Source organism: Kribbella monticola (assembly GCF_003261635.1).
Taxonomy (GTDB): domain Bacteria; phylum Actinomycetota; class Actinomycetes; order Propionibacteriales; family Kribbellaceae; genus Kribbella; species Kribbella monticola.
The window spans coordinates 10,608-30,067 of record NZ_QFXK01000005.1 but is presented as its reverse complement, the minus strand read 5'-3'; the positions used below and the strand labels follow the sequence as shown (position 1 = coordinate 30,067).

The 19,460-nt window shown below is 68.0% G+C and carries 12 protein-coding genes; 7 read left to right on the top strand and 5 right to left on the bottom strand.

The window, feature by feature from the left end; genetic code table 11:
• Window positions 1–47: 47 nt before the first annotated feature.
• From DIZ26_RS03490 to nadA, 4 genes are all read right to left on the bottom strand, one after another.
• A complete protein-coding gene (locus DIZ26_RS03490; protein ID WP_112237645.1) occupies window positions 48–938 on the bottom strand; it encodes a zinc-binding dehydrogenase in 891 nt (296 codons plus the stop codon).
• 224 nt (window positions 939–1,162) lie between these two features.
• Window positions 1,163–2,038, bottom strand: coding sequence for a LysR family transcriptional regulator (locus tag DIZ26_RS03485; RefSeq protein ID WP_198675874.1), 876 nt, complete (start codon window positions 2,036–2,038; stop codon window positions 1,163–1,165).
• A gap of 91 nt (window positions 2,039–2,129) precedes the next feature.
• A complete protein-coding gene (gene nadB / locus DIZ26_RS03480) occupies window positions 2,130–3,638 on the bottom strand; it encodes an L-aspartate oxidase (RefSeq protein ID WP_157979564.1) in 1,509 nt (502 codons plus the stop codon).
• The gene (gene nadA, locus DIZ26_RS03475) at window positions 3,635–4,615 is read right to left on the bottom strand and encodes a quinolinate synthase NadA (protein WP_198675873.1); all 981 of its coding nucleotides are present in this window, start codon (window positions 4,613–4,615) and stop codon (window positions 3,635–3,637) included. The genes nadB and nadA overlap by 4 nt, the downstream gene beginning before the upstream one ends.
• Window positions 4,616–4,680: 65 nt before the next feature.
• Between nadA and DIZ26_RS03470 the strand changes: the two genes are divergently transcribed.
• Window positions 4,681–5,385 (top strand): NUDIX hydrolase, encoded by a 705-nt coding sequence (locus DIZ26_RS03470; RefSeq protein ID WP_269815369.1) that lies wholly within the window; start codon window positions 4,681–4,683, stop codon window positions 5,383–5,385.
• 123 nt (window positions 5,386–5,508) lie between these two features.
• On the opposite strand, the gene DIZ26_RS03465 is transcribed toward DIZ26_RS03470, so the two are convergent.
• The gene (locus tag DIZ26_RS03465; protein WP_112237635.1) at window positions 5,509–7,293 is read right to left on the bottom strand and encodes a cytochrome c biogenesis protein CcdA; all 1,785 of its coding nucleotides are present in this window, start codon (window positions 7,291–7,293) and stop codon (window positions 5,509–5,511) included.
• A 361-nt stretch (window positions 7,294–7,654) separates the two neighbouring features.
• Between DIZ26_RS03465 and DIZ26_RS03460 the strand changes: the two genes are divergently transcribed.
• From DIZ26_RS03460 to DIZ26_RS03435, 6 genes are all read left to right on the top strand, one after another.
• Window positions 7,655–8,323, top strand: coding sequence for a fasciclin domain-containing protein (locus tag DIZ26_RS03460; protein ID WP_112237634.1), 669 nt, complete (start codon window positions 7,655–7,657; stop codon window positions 8,321–8,323).
• 182 nt (window positions 8,324–8,505) lie between these two features.
• Window positions 8,506–9,270 (top strand): anti-sigma factor, encoded by a 765-nt coding sequence (locus DIZ26_RS03455; protein ID WP_112237632.1) that lies wholly within the window; start codon window positions 8,506–8,508, stop codon window positions 9,268–9,270.
• A gap of 267 nt (window positions 9,271–9,537) precedes the next feature.
• Window positions 9,538–9,810, top strand: a complete 273-nt coding sequence (locus DIZ26_RS03450; RefSeq protein ID WP_112237631.1) for a twin-arginine translocation signal domain-containing protein — start codon at window positions 9,538–9,540, stop codon at window positions 9,808–9,810.
• Window positions 9,811–9,884: 74 nt separating this feature from the next.
• On the top strand, window positions 9,885–11,264 hold the full coding sequence (locus DIZ26_RS03445; protein WP_112237629.1) for a DUF4331 domain-containing protein: 1,380 nt from the start codon (window positions 9,885–9,887) through the stop codon (window positions 11,262–11,264).
• Window positions 11,261–11,686 (top strand): hypothetical protein, encoded by a 426-nt coding sequence (locus DIZ26_RS03440; protein ID WP_112237627.1) that lies wholly within the window; start codon window positions 11,261–11,263, stop codon window positions 11,684–11,686. Before DIZ26_RS03445 ends, DIZ26_RS03440 begins: the two co-directional genes overlap by 4 nt.
• 164 nt (window positions 11,687–11,850) lie before the next feature.
• Window positions 11,851–19,455: a SpvB/TcaC N-terminal domain-containing protein gene (locus DIZ26_RS03435; protein ID WP_198675872.1), complete on the top strand. Its 7,605-nt coding sequence runs from the start codon at window positions 11,851–11,853 to the stop codon at window positions 19,453–19,455.
• Window positions 19,456–19,460 lie beyond the last annotated feature (5 nt).

Here is a 19,460-nt window from a genome sequence, read left to right as displayed (position 1 = left end):
AGCCGCAGTCTGCCAGCAGGCGCCGATCGCGGATCGTGTTGTCAGGCCTACTGGACAGTGAGAACCGCCTTCCCTCTGAAAGTGCGGTGCTGCAGCCCGTCGAGGGCCGCTTCGACCTGTGTCCAATCGGCATGGAACCCCAGGTCGGTCGTCAGCTTCTTCTGCGCAACGAGCTCCGCCAGGGTCTGGAGATCCCGGTTGATCGGAGACGGGTCGGCGTACGACATGTAATTGACCAGTCGTGCTCCCTCGTGGCCGATGAAGTCGTAGACGTCAATGGGAGTCTTGGCTCCGCTGCTCGTGCCCAGCACGACGACTGTGCCGCCTGGGGTGATCTTCGCGATCGCGTGATGCAGCGACTCACCGCCGCTCGATTCGGCGACCAGGTCGTAAAGGCCGTCAGCATCCGTGACACTCGATACCGTTTTGGCAGCGCGGTACTCCGCTCCTGAGCGAGAGACTGCCGCCACGTCTGCACCGGACAGTACGGCGAGTTGCACTTGGTAGTGTCCGACGCCGCCGGTCGCGCCGGTGACCAGCACCTTCCGGCCGAGCAGGTTCCCGCCCAGACGGATCGTGTTCAGTGCGGTTCGGCCGGCCAGTGGCAGTGCCGCCGCCTGCTCGATCTCGACCTCGTCGGGGAGTTCGGCCAGACGCCCAGTCGGTACTGCGGCGAGCTCTGCCCAGCCGCTGTCTTCGACCAGTCCGACGACCCGCGTGCCGGCCGCGGGGCCCGAACCGTCGGCGGCCGCTTCCACCACGACACCGGCGATGTCCTGCCCTGGCCGCCAGTCTTCGGTTCTGGCGGCAAGCAGAGCCAGTTCGCCCCGGTTCACGGAGAATGCCCGGACCGCGACCAGCGCTTGGTTCGGGCCCGGACTCGGGTCGGGAATGCTCTTGAGGACGAGACCTGCGGATGTGTTGATCAATGTCTTCATGCCTCAATCCCAGTTCTCCGCAGGCCTTGTCACAAGGCGACATCGCCATCTGGACCGATCAGCAATCGTGATGAATCCGGCGACGGTTTTCCGGCTTGCGGTGGGTCTACACAGGTGACCGAACCCGACCATCCGTGGAGTGTGCGATGCCCGAATCCTTCAAGACAGCGCACGCATCGGTGTTCCTTTCGATGTTCGTCGGAGGTCGTCAGTTGGTGGCAGAGTCAGGAGGCTGTCAGGCAGGTGTCGAGGAGTAGCTGAACGGCCGCCGGTTGTGGGCCTGGGGGAGTCACGACGACGGTCTGGACCGCGGGCAGGTCCAGCTTGCGGAAGGCGATTCGGCGGACTCGCAACTGCTCGGCTGCGGCCGAGTACAGCACTGTCCAGGCCGCGTCTCCGGTTCCGATCTCGGCGAGGGCGTCGTACACAGAGATGATCGGTACGCCGCGGGCCGGCTCGACCTCCATCGACTCGAGCTGGCGCTCGAGCAGGTCATGGAGCCCCGGGTTGGCCTCGCGTGGGCTCATTCGCAGCGGTACGTCGGCCAGGTCGCCGAGTTTCACTACCGATCGCGCAGCCGCTGGATGCGTGGCAGGTAAGGCGGCGACGAGTGTTTCTGTCCAAACGGGCACTGTACTGAGGTCGGTGACCTGTGGGGCCGGCCGGACGAATGCGGCGTCGAGTTGTCCTCGGCGCAGCGCGTCGAGGCGCCCCGCCGAGGGGAGACTCACCAGTCGTACCTGCAGGCGTGGCGCCTGGTTGGCCATCGAGTCGAGGACCTGATCGAGGCGGTCGCCGAGGCCTTCGCTGGTTCCTATCCTGAGCGTGCCGGCCAACTCGTCGACAGGCTCGACCACAGTGGCCCGCAACCGTCCGATCGCCGTCAAGGCTTCCTTTGCCGCTGGCAACAACCTCCGTCCGGCCGCGGTCAGTTGAACCCTGCGAGTGGTGCGATCGAAGAGCTGCGCACCGAGTTCACGCTCCAGCCGGGCGATCTGCTGGCTGACCGCGGGCTGCCCGATGTGCAGGCGGTCCGCGGCGCGCCCGAAGTGCAGGTCCTCGGCGACGGCAACGAAGTACTCCAGCTGGCGAACTTCCACGGTCCACTCCTGACAGGTCATCCCCCAGCTGTAACGCGACCGTCTGGTCAGCTTCTTCCCTGGGGCGCCGCAACGACGAAATTGTCTGCGATCAGGCCGACGCCCTCGCCGCGTCGTGAGTCTTCGGCAGGCCGTTCTCGTCGAGAGTGATCGTGACGTGCTCGGTCCATCGAGCGTCCGTGTGCGGGTAGTCCGAGCGCCAATGGCAGCCTCTGCTCTCCTGGCGAGCGGTTGCTGCCGCGATGACGGACCGTGCCACCGTCGCGAGCGGTCCGTTGCCCAAGGCACTCAACTCCTCCGCGGCGGCAGCGAGACCGGCGCCGTCGCGGCGGATCCCCGCGTACTTGGTCAAGATCGCCCGGATCCGCTCCGGCTCGCGGTCCTCGGTCAGCACTACCTCGTACGACGTACTCTCAGTGCTCGCCGGCAGATCCAACGTCAACGCGGTCGCCACCCGTCGCCCGAAGACCAGACCTTCCAGAAGGCTGTTGGATGCGAGCCGGTTCGCCCCGTGCACACCGGTCGCGGCGACCTCGCCCACGGCGTACAGACCTGGTACGCCGGTTGCGCCGTCTCGGTCGACCTGGATGCCGCCGCAGAGGAAGTGTTCGGCCGGCGCCACCGGGATCTGCTCGGACAGGAGGTCGACACCGATCGACGCGCAGGCGGCCAGTACGGTCGGGAACCGTCGGCGGAGAACGTCCGGCGCGATGCTCCTCGCGTCGAGCCAGACGTGATCGGAGCCGTCTCGGCGCATCGCCGCCTCGATCTCCCGGGCGACGACGTCACGGGGCGCCAGATCGGCCCGCGGATGCCGGCCCGCCATGATGAGGCGGCCGCGGGCATCACGCAGTACGGCGCCTTCTCCGCGGACCGCCTCGGTCACCAGCGGCAACTGGCCGCGGGTCTCGCCGGTGAAGAGCGCGGTCGGGTGGAACTGGACGAACTCCATGTCGACCAGCGACGCCCCGGCCAGCAGGGCGAGGGCGATCCCGTCACCGCGCACCGCGGACGGATTGGTGCTCGCAAGGTAGGCGTTGCCGATACCGCCGGTCGCCAGTACGACGGCGCGCGCGTCGATCCGGATCGTCTCGCCGCCCGCCTGGACGAGGACGCCGGTAACCCGGCCCGACGCCGATTTGGTCAGGCCGATCGTCCGTCCGGCCATCGTTTCGACACCGGCAGCGCGAACCGCGGCACGCAGCGCGCGATCGACCTCCGCCCCGGTGGCATCACCACCGGCATGCACGATCCGGGGATGACTGTGGCCACCCTCGAGAGTCCTGGACAGTGAGCCGTCCTCGCGCCGGTCGAACAGCGCGCCGTGCGCGATGAATTCGGCCACCCGCTGTGGTCCCTCCTCGACCAGGGCCCGCACGTTCCGCGGATCGCAGAAGCCGGCCCCGGCGATGTCGGTGTCGTGCGCGTGGTCGAGGGGATCGTCGTCGCCGAACGCGACGGACACTCCGCCTTGTGCCCAAGGCGTACTGCCGTCGCCGGCGCTGAGCACGAGGACCTCACGGGTCGCAGCCAGGCCGAGCGCGGCCGAGAGCCCTGCCGCGCCCGCACCGATCACGACGACGTCGACCGCGCGGTTCACCGTGCGCCTGCCGGCTTGCCGATGGCAACCATCCGCTGGACGGAACGCCGGGCGCGTTCGGCGAGGTCGGCCGGAAGCTGGATCTCGTCGCGTCCCTCCCGCAGACACCGCAGCAGCAACTCCGGCGTGATCATCTTCATGAAGCGGCAGGAGGCCTTCGGGTTCACCGGCAGAAACGTCGTCTGCTGGTTCACCTTGCGCAGCTGGTGCAGCATGCCGATCTCGGTCGCGACCAAGGCGGTCTTCGCGGTCATGTCGCGAGCAGTGTCCAGCATGCCCGCGGTGGAGAGGATATGGGTCCGCTCCGCCGGCAGGTCACCACGCCCGGCGAGCCAGATCGTCGACGAGGCGCAACCGCATTCGGGATGAACCAGGACCTCGGCCTCGGGATTCGCCGCAACCTGAGCGCGCAGATCGACGGGGCTGATACCTGCGTGGACATGGCACTCGCCCATCCACACTTCCATGTTCTTCCGGCCGGTCTGCCGCCGGACGTGTTCGCCGAGGAACTGATCGGGCAGGAACAGGACCGGCTGGTCCGCCGGGATCGAGTTCACCACCTCGACCGCGTTGGACGACGTACAGCAGACGTCTGCTTCGGCCTTCACCGCGGCGCTGGTGTTGACGTAGGCAACGACCGCCGCGCCCGGGTGCTGTGCCTTCCAGGCGCGCAGCTGGTCGGCGTCGATGGTGTCCGCCAGGGAGCACCCGGCCTGCGCGGTGGGGATCAGCACCGTTTTGTCCGGGCTGAGCAGCTTGGCGGTCTCCGCCATGAAATGTACGCCGCAGAACACGATCGTCGACGCGTCGGTTTCGGCCGCGATCCGGGAGAGCGCGAGCGAATCGCCGACATGATCGGCGACGTCCTGGATCGCCGGTTCCTGGTAGTTGTGGGCGAGCACGACCGCGTCCCGCTCGTGGGCGAGGCGGCGTACCTCGTCCTGCCAGGTGTGCGCCGTGCGCTGGCCAACAGTCACGACAGATCCTTCCAGAGGTTTTCGCTTGACAGTCGATAACTAGGAACGACGCTAGCATCGTCGACGTGCCCAATGCCAAGAAAGGTGATCCGGTTAACTGGCCGAGCTATCCGCACGAGGTGCTGGCGGTGGTGCTGTCCGTCCGCGACGGCAGGCTGAGCGTGTTGCTGTGGAAGCGTGCTCGCAACCCGTATCGCGGCCGCTGGTCACTGCCCGGAGGTGGGGTCGAGCCCACTCAGAGGCTCCGCGAAGCCATCAGCGCGCACCTGGCACAGAAGGTCGACATTCGTGAGGTGGCTCATCTCGAGCAGTTGGCCACGCACAGTGCCGTCGATCGGGACCCGCGAGAGCGCGTGCTCGCCACGGCGTACCTGGGCCTGGTCCCGTCCGACGTACAGCCCGAGCTTCCCGACGACACGGCCTGGCATGCGGTCGACGAGCTGCCCGAGACCGCGTTCGACCACCATCACTTCATCGACGCCGCGGTCGGGCGGCTGCGCGCGAAGCTCTCGTACACCAACATCGGCTTTGCCCTGGCGCCGCGCGAGTTCACCATCTCCGAGCTGCGCGACCTGATCGGCGCGGCCCTGGGCTACCAGCTCGGAGCGACCAATCTGACCCGGGTGCTGACCCGGCGACACGTCATCGAGCAGACCGATCGCACCGCCCGCCCCGGCCAGTCCGGCGGACGCCCCGCCACCGTCTACAAATTCGCCGCCCGCGAACTGACCGTCACCGACCCCTTCGCCGTACTACGCCCCCCACGCTGAGCGGTCGTACACCGCGCTCGCCACGTGTACGCCGTACAGCCGGCCCAGGTATTTGCCTTCGGCAAGGATCCGCGATGACAGGCCGGATTGCAGGTACGGCGGTGCCTGGCGGGGCGGGGCGGTTCAGCCGAAGCTGAAGGTGAAGGCGGAGACGCCCGGACTGTAGGTCAAGGTCATCGTTTTGCGTTCCTGGCCGGGCTTGTCGACCAGTTGGTAGGCGTTCGGCGTGCCAGAGACGGTGATCGTCTTGTCGGCTTCGCCCGGAATGGAGACGGTGACGGTGCCTTCGCCGGACAGGACGTGGAAGACCTTGGCGGCGTTGAAGTTCAGCTTGGCTGTTGATCCCTTGGTGGAAGTCACGCTCTGGGTGCCGACGGCCCAGTTGCCGCCGAGGCTGTAGGTGTCGTCGGGCTGGGCAGGATTGAGGCCGAAGGCAACGGTCTTGTTCGGTGTGAGCTTGCCGGTTCCGCTGAGATTGGCCGACCGGGAGTATGCCAGATAGGTCTCGGGCGTAGTACCAGCTGCGCCGATGGTGTCCGCCTTGACCGCGCCGTCGACGGGCGCGGGGAGCTGGACGGTGGGATTGGCGTCCTTCAGCAGTTGCCGGATCTGGTTCTCGGTCTGGCCGTAGCTGCCTTCACCGAACTTGATCGACCGCACGGTGCCGGTGGCATCGACGAGGTACTTCGCGGGCCAGTACTGGTTGCGGTACGCCGTCCAGGTGGTGAGGTTGTTGTCCTGGCCGACCGGGTAGGCGATGCCCTCCTTGCGTACCGCGGCGTCGAGGTTGCCGGCGCTCTTCTCGAAGGCGAACTCCGGTGAGTGGATGCCGACGATCTCGAGCCCCAGCGCCCGATAAGCCTTGTCCCAAGCGAGCAAGTGCGGAGTCGCGCGCTGGCAGTTGATACAGGAGTACGCCCAGAAGTCGACCAGGACGACCTTGCCCCTGAGCGCGCCGAGAGTGGCCGGCTGTCCGCCGCGGGTGTTGAACCACTTCTGGGTACCACGGAACTCCGGCGCAGCACCGCAGAATGCGAGTTCGGCCGCACCAGGGGTGCACTTGGCGAGGTCGGCGCTCGCGTTGTTGCCTATCGCCGGTGCCAGGGCTCCTTGGACGGTTTTGGAGTCGGCGACCTTCTTCTCGATGCCACCGGTGTAGCTGGGCAGGGAGCGTTGGATGACGTCGGTGATGTTGAAGGCGAGCGCTATGGCGAGCGCGATCATGACGATCCCGCCGCCGATCCGGAATCCCTTCTGATGGTTGCGGTAGGCCTTGACCCGCTGGGAGATGCGCGATCCGGCCGAGGCGAAGATCAGCAGAGGCAGCGCCGCGCCCATGGCGAAGGTGACGGTCAGTACTACGGTGCGCCAGCCGACGTTGCCGGTCGCGCCGGCGACGGTGATCGCGGCCAGGACCGGTCCGGCGCAGGGGACGTAGAGAGTTCCGAGGCCGAGCCCGAGGACGAAGGCGCCGTTGTTGTTGCGATTGATCTTGGGCAGCCGGTAGAACGGCTTCTCGATCCAGTGCCCGATCGCCGGGAAGATCAGGCCGATCCCGACCAGCGTCAGGATGGTCAGGCCGCCCCAGCGCAGGAAGCTGTCCGGCAGGCCGAGCGCCGACAAGATGACCGAGCCGGCGAGGGTGAAGAGGCTGAAGCTGACCACGATGCCCGCGATGATCTTGAGCGGCCGGGAGTCGCGTGGCGGCTTCCCGGCCTCGACCTCCTCGACCAGGAGGCCGCCGTCCGGCGTACCGGCGGCGGCCTTGCGGGTCCGCTTGGTGGCTGGCGCCGTGGCGGTTTTACCGGCGGTGCCGGCGAAGAAGATGATCGGCAGCATGGGCAGGACGCACGGAGAGACTCCGGTGATCAGCCCGCCCAGCAATCCGATGAAGGCCAGCGTCACCATGGGGTCACTCCAATTCGAAGAATTTGAACAGCGTCACCTCCACTTCGATTCAATCCCGCCTCCCGGATGGGCCGTCACAGGCGCCGATTGATTACGGCGTCCTTACCGCGCCGCCATTCCCGGCCGCTTTGTCCGGACCGCCGATGAGTCTCGGTGAGTGCCCAGCTCGGCCGCGGCGGGAAATATCCGGACGTGGCACCCATCCGGGGCAGGGGCGGCGCCGAAGTACCGATGTCAGCTGCGAGCCGCACAAAGCGCCTCAACAGCAACTGGTGGCGACAAAGCCGGGTAATTGACGGTCTTCGCCGGAATTACCAGTCGCCCCGGCTTCCGTACCATTCAGTGAAAGAGAGATCTCGTCATGTCCAAGAGCCTCGTTCGGGTCGGCCTCGCCGCGTCCGCCCTGTCACTGCTGTTCGTCACCGCCGCTTGCGGCGGCAACGACGACAACTCGAGCAGCAGCCCGTCGACCAGCACCTCCACGACCACCTCGGCCCCCGCCGAGACGCCGAGCGCGATGCCTGTCGACAACACCACCGGTCTGGTCGGACCGGGCTGCGCCGACTACGCCAAGGCCAACCCGAGCGGCGCCGGCTCGGTGGACGGCATGGCCGCGGCTCCCGTCGCCACCGCCGCATCAGGCAACCCGCTGCTGAAGACGCTGGTCGCTTCGGTCTCGGGCAAGCTGAACCCGAAGGTCGACCTGGTCTCCACCCTCAACGGTGGTGAGTTCACCGTGTTCGCACCCGTCGACTCCGCCTTTGCGAAGATCCCGGCCGCGACCATCAACACCCTCAAGACCAACGACGCGCTGCTGAGCAAGATCCTGACCTACCACGTCGTACCGGGTCAGCTGGACAAGACAGCGGTGGTCGGCAAGCACACCACGGTCGAGAAGCAGGCCCTCACCGTCACCGGCTCCGGCGACAACCTGATGGTCAACAACGCCAAGGTGATCTGCGGCGGCGTGAAGACCGCCAACGCGACCGTCTATCTGATCGACACCGTGCTGATGCCGCCGGCGGCCTGACGATCCCGTCGGTCCGGCATCACCGGGTCGATGTCACCAGGCCAGGACACCAGATCACGGTGACACCGACCCAGCAGTAGCGGTGGTGCTTCCCAACTCCAGGGAGGCACCACCGTTCCAGCTCCAGCTGAGGACGCCTTCCGATACACCTCACCGCGACGGCTCCAGGGAAGCGATGCCACGTGACATCAACAGTCGACATACACGCCCTGAGCGGTCCGTACGTCATGGACGCCGTGGACGACTGGGAGCGAGCCGCGTTCGACCGGCATCTGGCCGGCTGCACCGACTGCGGCACCGAGGTGGACGATCTTCGCGAGGCCGTCACCAGACTCAGCCGGTACGTCGCCAGGCAGCCGCCGGCGGCCCTGAAATCCAAGGTGCTGACAGCGGTCGGTCGGCTCCGGCAGCTACCGCCCGAGCCCCGTGCAGAGGTCAGCGTTGCCGCAGGGTCCAGACCGAACCGGGCTCGAACGGTGCGGCGCTCGCTGACCCTCGCGGCCGCCTTCGTCGCTGTCGCCGCCAGCGGGGGAGTCGCGTTCGACCAGTACCGCGACAACGCAGCGACGACCGCCGCAAACACCAGCACCGCGACCATCCTGGCCCAGCTGGACACCCGCACCTTTCAGGGTGCGGTCGCCGGCGGCGGCCAAGCCACCGTGGTGTTGTCGGCACACCAGGACGCCGCCGTCGTCCTGGTTCGCGGCCTCAAACCGCTCACCGGCCGCAGGACGTACCAGCTGTGGCTCATCGACGGCTCACACAACGCCCGCTCGATCGGACTCACCGACGGCAAATCGCTGCACCCCACTGTGATCAGCCACGGCACTACCGGCAAGGTCGCCTTCGGCGTCACCATCGAACCACGCGGCGGCTCTGCCCGCCCGACGCTGCCCAGCGGCGGCGACCTCGAACCCGTCGTCCAGCTCAGCACCTCGACCGCCTGACCGCGCCACAGCCCCGGCCGCAAGTACAGGCGAACTCCGTCGCTACGGCATCGCCGGCTGACCACCGATTCTGTGGCGGGGCAACTCCGCGGACCGTGGCAGAAATTCGTCGCCCGTTTCACCCATCCACTGGCCGACCAGGCTCGAATGCCCCCCGACCGCCGTTGTGATCCAGGTCACGACAGCTGCGATGAGGTCGCATGTGTGGCGGTCCGGTCAGCGGCATTCGCCGGTGGCCGCGTAGTACCGGAGAAGGAAGGGACAGTCATGAGTGACGCAACACGCCGCGGCTTTCTGGTGTTCGCAGGTGCGGGGACCGTGGCCGCGGCCGGCGCTGTTGCCGCGCCGAAGATCTACGGCGCGCAGTCGGCCGACGCCGCGACCCAGCTGGAGCAGTCCGACCTGGCCGACGCCGAGTCGTTCGTTGTCCACGTCAAGGACGTGAAGAAGGGCGAGCTGGCGATCATGGTCGGCGAGCGCGAGGTGCTGATCACCGACCGCGAGCTGGCCGCCCGCCTCGCCGGTGTGCGAACCGCCTGACCGTCGCCGGTCCCGCAGGGCCGCCGCCGGTGGCCTGCCCAGCTCGAGCTCGACCTTTCACTGGAGGAAATTTCATGTCTTCGCATCGCGAAGCACCGGAGATCTCGAAGGACCCGGTCGCCGACAACACCGACGTGTACGCGTTCGTCAGCCCGGACAAGCCGGACACGGTCACGCTGATCGCCAACTTCATCCCGTTCCAGAACCCGTACGGCGGGCCGAACTTCTACGAGTTCGGCGACGACGTGCTGTACCAGATCCACATCTCCAACGGCGGTGACGGCAAGGCGGACATCAGCTACCAGTTCCGCTTCCATGCCGAGATCCGGAACAAGAAGACCTTCCTGTACAACACCGGGCCGATCACCTCGATCAAGGACACGACCTGGAACCGCCCGCAGTACTACTCGGTCACCCGGGTCGAGCACGGCCGCTCCCGGATCCTCGCCCGCGACCTGGCGGCGCCGCCGGTCAACGTCGGCCCACGCAGTACGCCGAACTATGCCAAGCTCGCCGGTCAGGCGGTCCACACCTTCGGGACCAACCGCAAGGTGTTCGCCGGCCAGCGCGCCGACGGGTTCTTCGCGGACCTCGGCAGCATCTTCGACCTCGGAACGCTGCGTCCGTTCCAGGCGGCGCACCTGATCCCGTCCGCCGGGGCGATGGGCGTGAACGGGCTGCAGGGCTCGAACGTGCACACGATCGCGCTCCAGGTGCCGATCACCGACCTGACCCGGGACGGCAGGAAGCCGACCGACGTGATGGACGCTAGGTCCGTCATCGGCGTCTACGCCACCGCGAGCCGCCAGCAGTCCAAGATCTTCGACGACCTGCTCGGCATCTCGGTGTGGCACGGCCCGCACAAGCAGGTCTCCCGGCTGGGCAACCCGCTGTTCAACGAGGTCATCGTGCCGATGGCCGAGAAGGACAAGTGGAACAGCCGGCCGCCGTCGGAGGACAAGAAGTACGCGCAGTACGTGACCAAGCCGGAGCTCGCGGGGCTCCTGCCGGTGCTCTATCCCGGCGTGTTCCCGAACCTGGCGGCATACAAGAAGCCCCGCGCCGATCTGGCCGCGATCTTGCTGACCGGGATCCCGAAGGGCGTGGTACCGGGATTCCAGAACTACACCGGCCCGGTCCAGGCCGACATGCTCCGCCTGAACGTCGCCGTCCCGCCGGCCAAGACGCCGAACCCGCTGGGCCTGGTGGCCGGCGACGCGGCCGGATTCCCGAACGGGCGAAGGGTTTTCGACGACGTCGTCACGGTCGAGATCCGCGCTGTCGCGGGCTTGACGATCCCGCTGGTCGACCCGGCGTACAAGCCCGACGGTGCGGCTTCGGCAGTCAAGGACGGTACGTCGAACACCAACTCCGACTACCTCAAGGTGTTCCCGTACCTCGGTACGCCGGGTGGTGGCTACCAGTCCAAGCCAGGCGTCCCGGCCGCGTCATGACTGCGCCCATCACCAAGCCGCTGACCAACGCAGAGGAGAACCCGCATGCGGGCAAAGGCTCCTCGGTCCTGCTCGACATCGGTGACGACGTCGGCGCGATCGTGCTCACGATGCCGGCCGAACTGGAGGACGTTGAAATCGAACGTCGCCCGGCAGGCTGGACCGCCGGGGAACCTGTTCCCGCCGGTCACCGGCATGACCACGCCCATGATCACGGACCTGGGCACCACGAGCACACTCACGGGTTCCCGCACGTGGCGGTCGTTCCCCGAACATCGCCCGAGGGGGAGACGGTCTACTCGGCGGTCTTCTTCGAAGTCCCCGCGGGCAGCTACGAGCTGTACGTGCTGCCTGACGGTCCTGTGCAGCTGACGGTCGACGTGGTCGGAGGGCGGGTCACAGAGGCCGACTGGCAGGATTAGCCAACCTCCGACCTCATGCGATGGAGACCGTCCTCTGCCCCCAGGGCCGCCGCGAGTTCGAAGTCCCGCGGGGAGTCTCGAAGTCTGGCTTTGGGGCTGGGGAGCGGCTATAAGGGTCGTGACGGTGTGGGGACTCCATGGGGGTGTGGAGTGCGCCGTCGTTGATGGGGGGAACCATCAGGGATCAGAAGACGGCTCTCGCCGCCCCGGTGCTGCCGTCTGCCGGTGGGTTGCCGACCGGGGGTGGTGCGATCCGGGGGATCGGCGAGAAGTTCGGGGCCGAGTCGGTTCGCGGTACCGGCGGGATGACGTTGTCGCTGCCCGCGAGCGCGTCGCGATCGGGCTTCGGCCCGGAACTGGCGTTGCGGTACGACTCCGGGACGGGGAACGGGCCGTTCGGACTCGGCTGGTCATTGGATCTGCCGGTCGTCAGCAGGGCGACCGAGCGAGGCCTGCCGCGGTACCTCGACGACCTGCCGGGCGAGCAGGACACCTTCCGGCTGAGCGGACTCGACGACCTGGTCGCGGTCCGGCTGCCCGACGGAACACCACGGCCGGACGACAAGATCGGCGGGTACGACGTACGCCGGTATCGGCCGCGGGTCGAAGGCAGCTTCGTCCGGGTGGAGCGGTGGACCCGGAGTACGGACGGCGACGTCCACTGGCGCACGCTGTCGCCCGCCAACGTTCTCGCGGTCTACGGCCGCGATTCGAGCTCACGGATCGAGGACGCACCGGATCCGGCCGACCCGGCCTGCCGCAGCCGCGTCTTCAGCTGGCTGCTCTGTGAGACCCGCGACGACGTCGGGAACGGCGTGTACTACGAGTACGCCGCCGAGAACACCGACAACGTCGACCTCACGGCGCCGCACGAAGTCGGCCGACCGGCGGCAGCACGCACCGCCAACCGCTATCTCAAAGCAATCCGCTATGGCAACCGCACGCCCTTTCTGGACGCTACCGGGAGTCGTCCGGTTGATGTACCGGCGGCCGCGCTGGCTGACGCGCGATGGATGTTCGAGCTCGTCTTCGACTACGGCGAGCACGACGCCGGCCGTCCGCTCCCGGGCGACGACGGGTTGAGGCCGGTCCGGCCGGACGCCTTCTCCAGCCGGCGGGCGGGCTTCGAAGTACGGACCTATCGGTTGTGTCGCCGGATCCTGATGTTCCACCACTTTCCGGACGAGCCGGACGTGCGCGCCGACTGCCTGGTCAGCTCGATGGATCTCGGCTACGAGCTTTCTCCTGTCGCGTCGCTGCTGACGTCGGTGACCCGGCACGGCTACCAGCGCTCCCCGGACGGCTACACCAGCGCCGGCACGCCACCGCTCAGCCTCGAGTACAGCCGCGCAAAGATCGACCGAACCGTCCATGAGGTGGCACCGGGCACCCTGCCTTACGGACTTGGCGCGCCCGGTAGTCACCAGTGGCTCGATCTCGACGGTGACGGCCTGACCGGCGTACTCACCGAGCAGGCGGGCGGCTGGTACTACGCCCCGAACCTCGGCGGCGGCACGCTCGGTCCGCTGCGGACGGTCGACCCGTTGCCGAACGCGGCCGACTTCGGCGCGGGTCACCGGCTCGTGGATCTCGACGGTGACGGCCGCCTCGACCTGGTCAGCCTCGGCCGCGAGCCGGCCGGTTTCCACGAGCGCACCGACGACGGCGGCTGGGCGCCCTTCGTGCCGTTCTCCGAGCTGCCGCGGATCGATTGGGATTCGCCCGGGCTGCACCTGGTCGACCTGACCGGTGACGGCCTGGCCGACGTCCTGATCGCGGACGAGGGCGTCTATCGCTGGCATCCGTCCCGCGGTGACGCCGGCTTCGGCCGGGCGCTGCCGGTACCACGGCCGAGCTCCGAGGAGGCCCGGCCTTCGATCGGGACCGGTCCGCGCGAGGGTGTCTTCCTCGCGGACATGTCCGGCGACGGTCTGAACGACCTCGTCCGGATCAGGAACAGCGAGATCTGCTACTGGCCGAATCTGGGCTACGGCAGGTTCGGCGCGCGGATCGTGATGTCCGACAGCCCTTTCTTCGATCGGCCCGACCAGTTCGACGCCAGCCGGCTGCGGCTGGCGGACGTGGACGGCTCGGGCCTGGTCGACATCCTGTACGTCGGCCCGACGCAGGTGCGCCTGTGGTCGAACCAGAGCGGCAACTCGTGGAGCGCGCCGGCCGACCTGCCGACGCTGCCGCACCTCGACGACCACACCGTGGTCCAGCTGGCCGACCTGCTGGGCGAAGGCACCGCCTGCCTGGTCTGGTCGTCGCCGTTGCCGGCGGACATCCCGGCGCCGGTCCGCTACGTCGACCTGATGGGTGGAACCAAGCCGTACCTGCTGACCACGGTCACCAACAACATCGGCGGCGTGACCAAGATCGGCTACGCGGCGTCGACCAAGTTCCTGCTGGCAGATCGCCGGGCGGGTCGGCCCTGGGCGACCCGGCTGCCGTTCCCGGTGCACGTGGTCGAGCGGCTCGAGGAACTCGACCTGATCTCACGGACCAGATTCGTCTCGACGTACACCTATCACCACGGTCACTACGACGGCGAGGAACGGGAGTTCTGTGGTTTCGCGATGGTGGAACGCCAGGACACCGAGAGTGTCGACGAGTTCGTCCCCGCTGCCGGGCAGGACCCTGATCCGCTGGTGCAGCAGCCTCCGGTCACCTCGCGCAGCTGGTTCCACACCGGCGCGTTCCTCGGAGCCGACCGGATCCTGCACCAACTGCAGAAGGAGTACCACCTCGGCCTGCGCGAGCTCCCCGACGCCGGGTTGCCGCCGGGCCTGGACGCGGCAGCTCTGCGAGACTGCGTGCGGGCGCTCCGCGGACTGCCGCTGCGCAAGGAGACCTACAGCTTCGACGGGTCGCCGAAGGCCGCGAATCCCTATCAGGTAACGGAATTCGGCTACGAGGTCGAGCTTCTGCAGACGACCCGTGAAGGACCCGGCGCCTGGCATCCGAAGGCGGTGCAGACTCTCGACCGGCACTACGAACGGGAGTTCGGAGATCCGCGCGTCGAGCACAGCATCGTGCTGTCGAGCGGACCCTTCGGCATCCCGACCTGCACTGCGTCGATCACCTACGGCCGGACGCTCGCCGACCCCGAGCTGCCGATCGAGGTGACCGAGGCCCAGCAGCGCCTGACCGTCACCATCACCGAGGTCGACCTCACGCCCCAGATCGACGGCCCCACGGTCTTCCGCCTGCCGGTGGCTTACGAGGGCCGTCACCATGAACTTACCGGTACGACGCCGGCCGCTGTCCGCTTCACCCGTCAGGAGCTCGGCGACGCACTCGCCACCGCCGTACCGATCGACTACGAGGTTGTTGCCGACGGCATCAGTCTTCAGAGCCGGTTGCTGGCACGGACGAGGACACTGTTCGCAAGCAACGATCTGACCGAACTCCCGCTCGGCCAGTGGGACACCCTCGGTCTCAGCCACCACACTCTCCAACTGGCCTTCACCCCTGGAGTGGTTGCCGAGTACTACGGGGGCAAGCTCAGCACCGACGATTGGCTCGACGCCGGCTACGTCCATGCCGACGGCGACCCCGGCTGGTGGATCCCCTCCGCGTCCTACGTCTATCCGCAGGATCCGGCGGCACACTTCTTCCTTCCCGCAGGTGTTGTCGACCCCACCGGCATCGAAACACTCACGACCCTTGACCAGTACGACCTCCTGCCCGAGCGGGTCCAGGTCACCCAGGCGCCATGGCAGGACAGCCTTGCATTGAACGACTACCGGGTGCTCGGACCGGTCCAGCTGACCGATCCGAACGGCAATCGCACTGCCGTCCGGTACGACGAACTCGGCCGGGTGACTGCTTCGGCGGTGATGGGCAAGGCCGGAGCCGGCGAAGGTGACACCCTCGACGATCCGACCACCCGGGTCGAGTACGAGATGTTCAACTGGCTCCTCACCAATACGCCCAACCGGGTGCGTTCGTTCCACCGCACCGAGCACGGGGCAGGGCAATGGCGTCAGAGCCTCGTCTACGGCAACGGCTCTGGCGGTACTGCGATGCGTAAGTCGCAGGCCGTGCCGGGCAAGGTGTCCCGGGCGAACCCGGACGGCAGCACCACCGAGATCGATGCCGACCCGCGCTGGCTCTGCAGCGGCCGCACGCTCCTGAACAACAAGGGCCTGCCGGTCAAACAGTACGAGCCGTTCTTCAGCGATACGGACGGCTACGACGAGGAGGAAGCAGTACGGACGGTCGGCGTCTCCTCGGTCCGGCACTACGATCCGTTGGGCCGGGCCGTCCGCGTGGAGAACCCGGACGGCACATTGGCCAGGGTCACCTTCACGCCTTGGTGGCAGCGGGACGAGGATGCCAACGACACCGTGCTCGACAGCCGCTGGTACGCCGAACGCGGCAGCCCTGATCCGGCCGGCCCCGAGCCGCTGGCTGATCCGGCCGCGAGAGCGGCGTGGCTGGCCGCCAAGCACGCGAACACGCCGGCCACCGCTCACTTCGACAGCCTCGGCCGGACGGTCTGGACCGTGCTCGACTACGGCGGCGGCAAGACTGCCGCTTCCCGCGCCGAGAGCGATCTGACCGGCCGCTTCAGCGCACTGTTCGACCAGCTCGGGCGGAAGGTGTCCACGAGCTTCACCGCCATGAGTGGCGCGGCTGTCTTCGGCACCAGCCCGGAGAAGGGCGATCGCTGGTCGTTCGTCAACGCCCGTGGCGCGATCGTCAGCAGCTGGGACGCTTCCGGCCGGTCCTACCGCACGGAGTACGACGCCCTGAACCGGCCGAGCGGCACCTTCGCGGCCGGGCCAGGTCAGCCGGAGATCCGCCTGAGTCACCTCGTCTACGGCGAGGCGGTCGCGGACGCCGAACAACGGAACTTGCTCGGTCTGACCCACCAGGTGTTCGACTCGGCCGGCATGACCCGCGTGCTCGAGGTCGACTTCAAGGGCAATCCGGTCGCGCTCGAACGCATCCTGACCGCCGACCACACCGCGCTGCCCGACTGGAGCGCGGTGGCCGCCGCGGACGGGTACGCCGCGATCCAGGTCGCCGCGGCCGCGTTGCTCGACGCGGAGCCGTTCCCCGCCGGTTCGGAGTACGACGCCTTGAACCGGCCGCGGCGGATCACGTTGCCGGACGGGAGTGTCGTCGTACCGACCTACGACCTCGCCGGCGCGCTTGCCCGGCTGCAGGTCCAGGTACAAGGGCAAGGACCGTTGGTGGAGTTCCTGGCCGAGCAGGAGTACGACGCGCTCGGCAGACGACGGTCCGCGCGGTACGGCAATGGCGTCTTGCTCAGCTACCTGTACGACGCGGACACCTTCCGGCTGGCGAATCTGGTAGCGGTCAAGGCCGGTGAGGATCCGGCGTCGCAGAGCTTGCAGAATCTGCACTACACCTACGATGCCGTCGGCAACATCACCGAAGTCCGCGACGAGGCCCAACCCACGTTCTTCTTCAAGAACGCGGTGGTCCCGGCACAAACGCAGTACGGGTACGACGCGCTCTACCAGCTCACCAGCGCCAGTGGTCGCGAGCATGCCGGTGGCGCGAACGACACCGTGCTCGGCAGCGGCGACGTCGAGGCGGTCCCGCAGCTTCCCCACGTCAACGATGTCGGTGCCGTGCGCAACTACACCGAGTTCTACGACTACGACCAGGCCGGCAACCTGACCCGCCTGCGCCACGTCGCACCGACCGCCAATGGAAGCTGGACCCGTCACTACCAGTACCAGTACGAAGTCGATGCGACCGAGCTGACCAACCGACTCGCCGCGACCAGCGTTGCCGACGACCCCGACGTCGGCCCTTACAGCGCTACCTACGACTACGACGACCGTGGGAACCTGCTGCACCTGCGACTGCCCACCCCCGGCGAGCTGACCTGGAACCTCCTGGACCAGTTGTCCAAGGTCGACCTGGGCGGCGGTGGTACGGCGTACTACAGCTACGACTCCGGCGGTCGCCGCGTCCGGAAGGTGATCGAGCGCGTCGGCGGTGCCAGGGTGGAACGCATCTATCTCGGCGCGGTCGAGATCTACCGCGAACGACAGGCCAACGGCCCGGTCAGGCTCGAACGCCACACCCTGCACGTGTCCGACACCGCGGGCCGGATCGCTCAGGTGGACCTCAAGCTCCGTGACGACGACAACACCGATCCGGCCAACCCACTTGGCACCGCCCTGATCCGGTACCAGTACGGCAACCAGGTCGGCTCGGCGACGCTCGAGACCGACGACACCGGCACACCGATCTCCTACGAGGAGTACCACCCGTACGGCACGACGGCGTACCGGTCGGGCAAGCCGTCGGCAGATCTCAGCCTGAAGCGCTACCGCTTCGCGGGACGCGAACGAGATGACGAGACCGGCCTGCACTACGGCGGCGCCCGGTACTACGCGCCCTGGCTGGGGCGGTGGATCAGTGCCGACCCCGGTGGTTTCACCGACGGCACGAACCTCTACCTGTACTGCCACAACAACCCGGTGATGGTGGCCGACCCGACCGGCCGCGAAGGCTGGTCCCTCGCCGGCAAACCACCCGAGATCAAGGCGGCGCAGAAGGAGCACACCGAGGCCGCCGGGGCCAAGTACGAGGCCTGGGTCCGCTCACAGTCGTTCGATGTGGACGGCAAGAGTTACCGGGTCAAGCCGGGCACCGGCACGCTCAAATGGAACAAGGGTGCTTGGCTCATCGCCGACGTGACGGTCGAGGAGGTCACGCCACCGGCGGCGGATGCCGACAGCGGCTCGTCCGGTGGCAGCTCCGGAGCCGGCTCGGGCACGGGGTCCGGCGGCGGTTCGAGTGGTGGTGTGAACGGTACGACCGGCGGTGGCGGCGGGCAGGCTCCGGCCGCGTCAGTTGGCGGTGGTGGCGGGGTCGGCCTGCTCAGCCGGCCTGCTGTCCAAGGTCCGCCCGGGATCTCGCCGGAGATCAAACAGATACCGAAGATCGACCTGCCGAGCGCGCCCGCGGGCACCGACTTCAAGGCGGCCGAGGCGGCCGGCCGGGCCAACGCACGAAACTTCTACACCTTCGGCCCGGGCGACAACGCCCAGCACTACCTGAAGTGGCTCCAGGGCCGGCGGACCAACCTCGATCCGCGGATCACCAACGACCCGCGGTACATGGGTCCGCTGCAGTCACTGGCCAAGAACAGCACGCCGCAGGTCGCGCCGAACGGGCGCACCTACGCGACGCCGCACACGTACGCCGACCGTGGGCTCTATCCCCATTACGAGGCCGAGGTCGAAGAGGGCTGGGGTGACTACGCGAGTCCCCGGACGCTGCACGTGGAGACCGGCCGCCGGGTGATGAAGGACATGACCGGCAGCCGCGGCCCGATGCCGCCGTACATCCTCGGACCGACGCTGGTCGGGGCCGGCGGCACGCTGGTGGTCGGGCTGGTGCGGGGCACGATCCCGCTGGTGGCCGAGGTGGAGACCGGGCTGGCCGGCCTGTCGATGTACGCCTACGGAGCGGGCTACTCCGCGCTCGGCAGCGGTCTGGCGACGGCATCGGCGTACACGCCGCTGGTCGCCGGCAGCGCGGTCGCCGGAGTCCTCGGCGGCAACCTCGCGGAGTACGGCGCGTCCAAGCTGACCAGCAACCGGGACGCCCAGTTGGCCGCGGGTGTGATCGGAGCGGCCGCCGCGGGGGCCGCGATCGGAGCCTTGATCGGTTCGGTGGTGCCGATCGCCGGTACCGCGATCGGGGCCGGCACCGGGGCAGCGATCGGTGCCGCCGTGGGCCTGGCCGCCTACTTGATCAGTAAGTACTGGTGAGGACG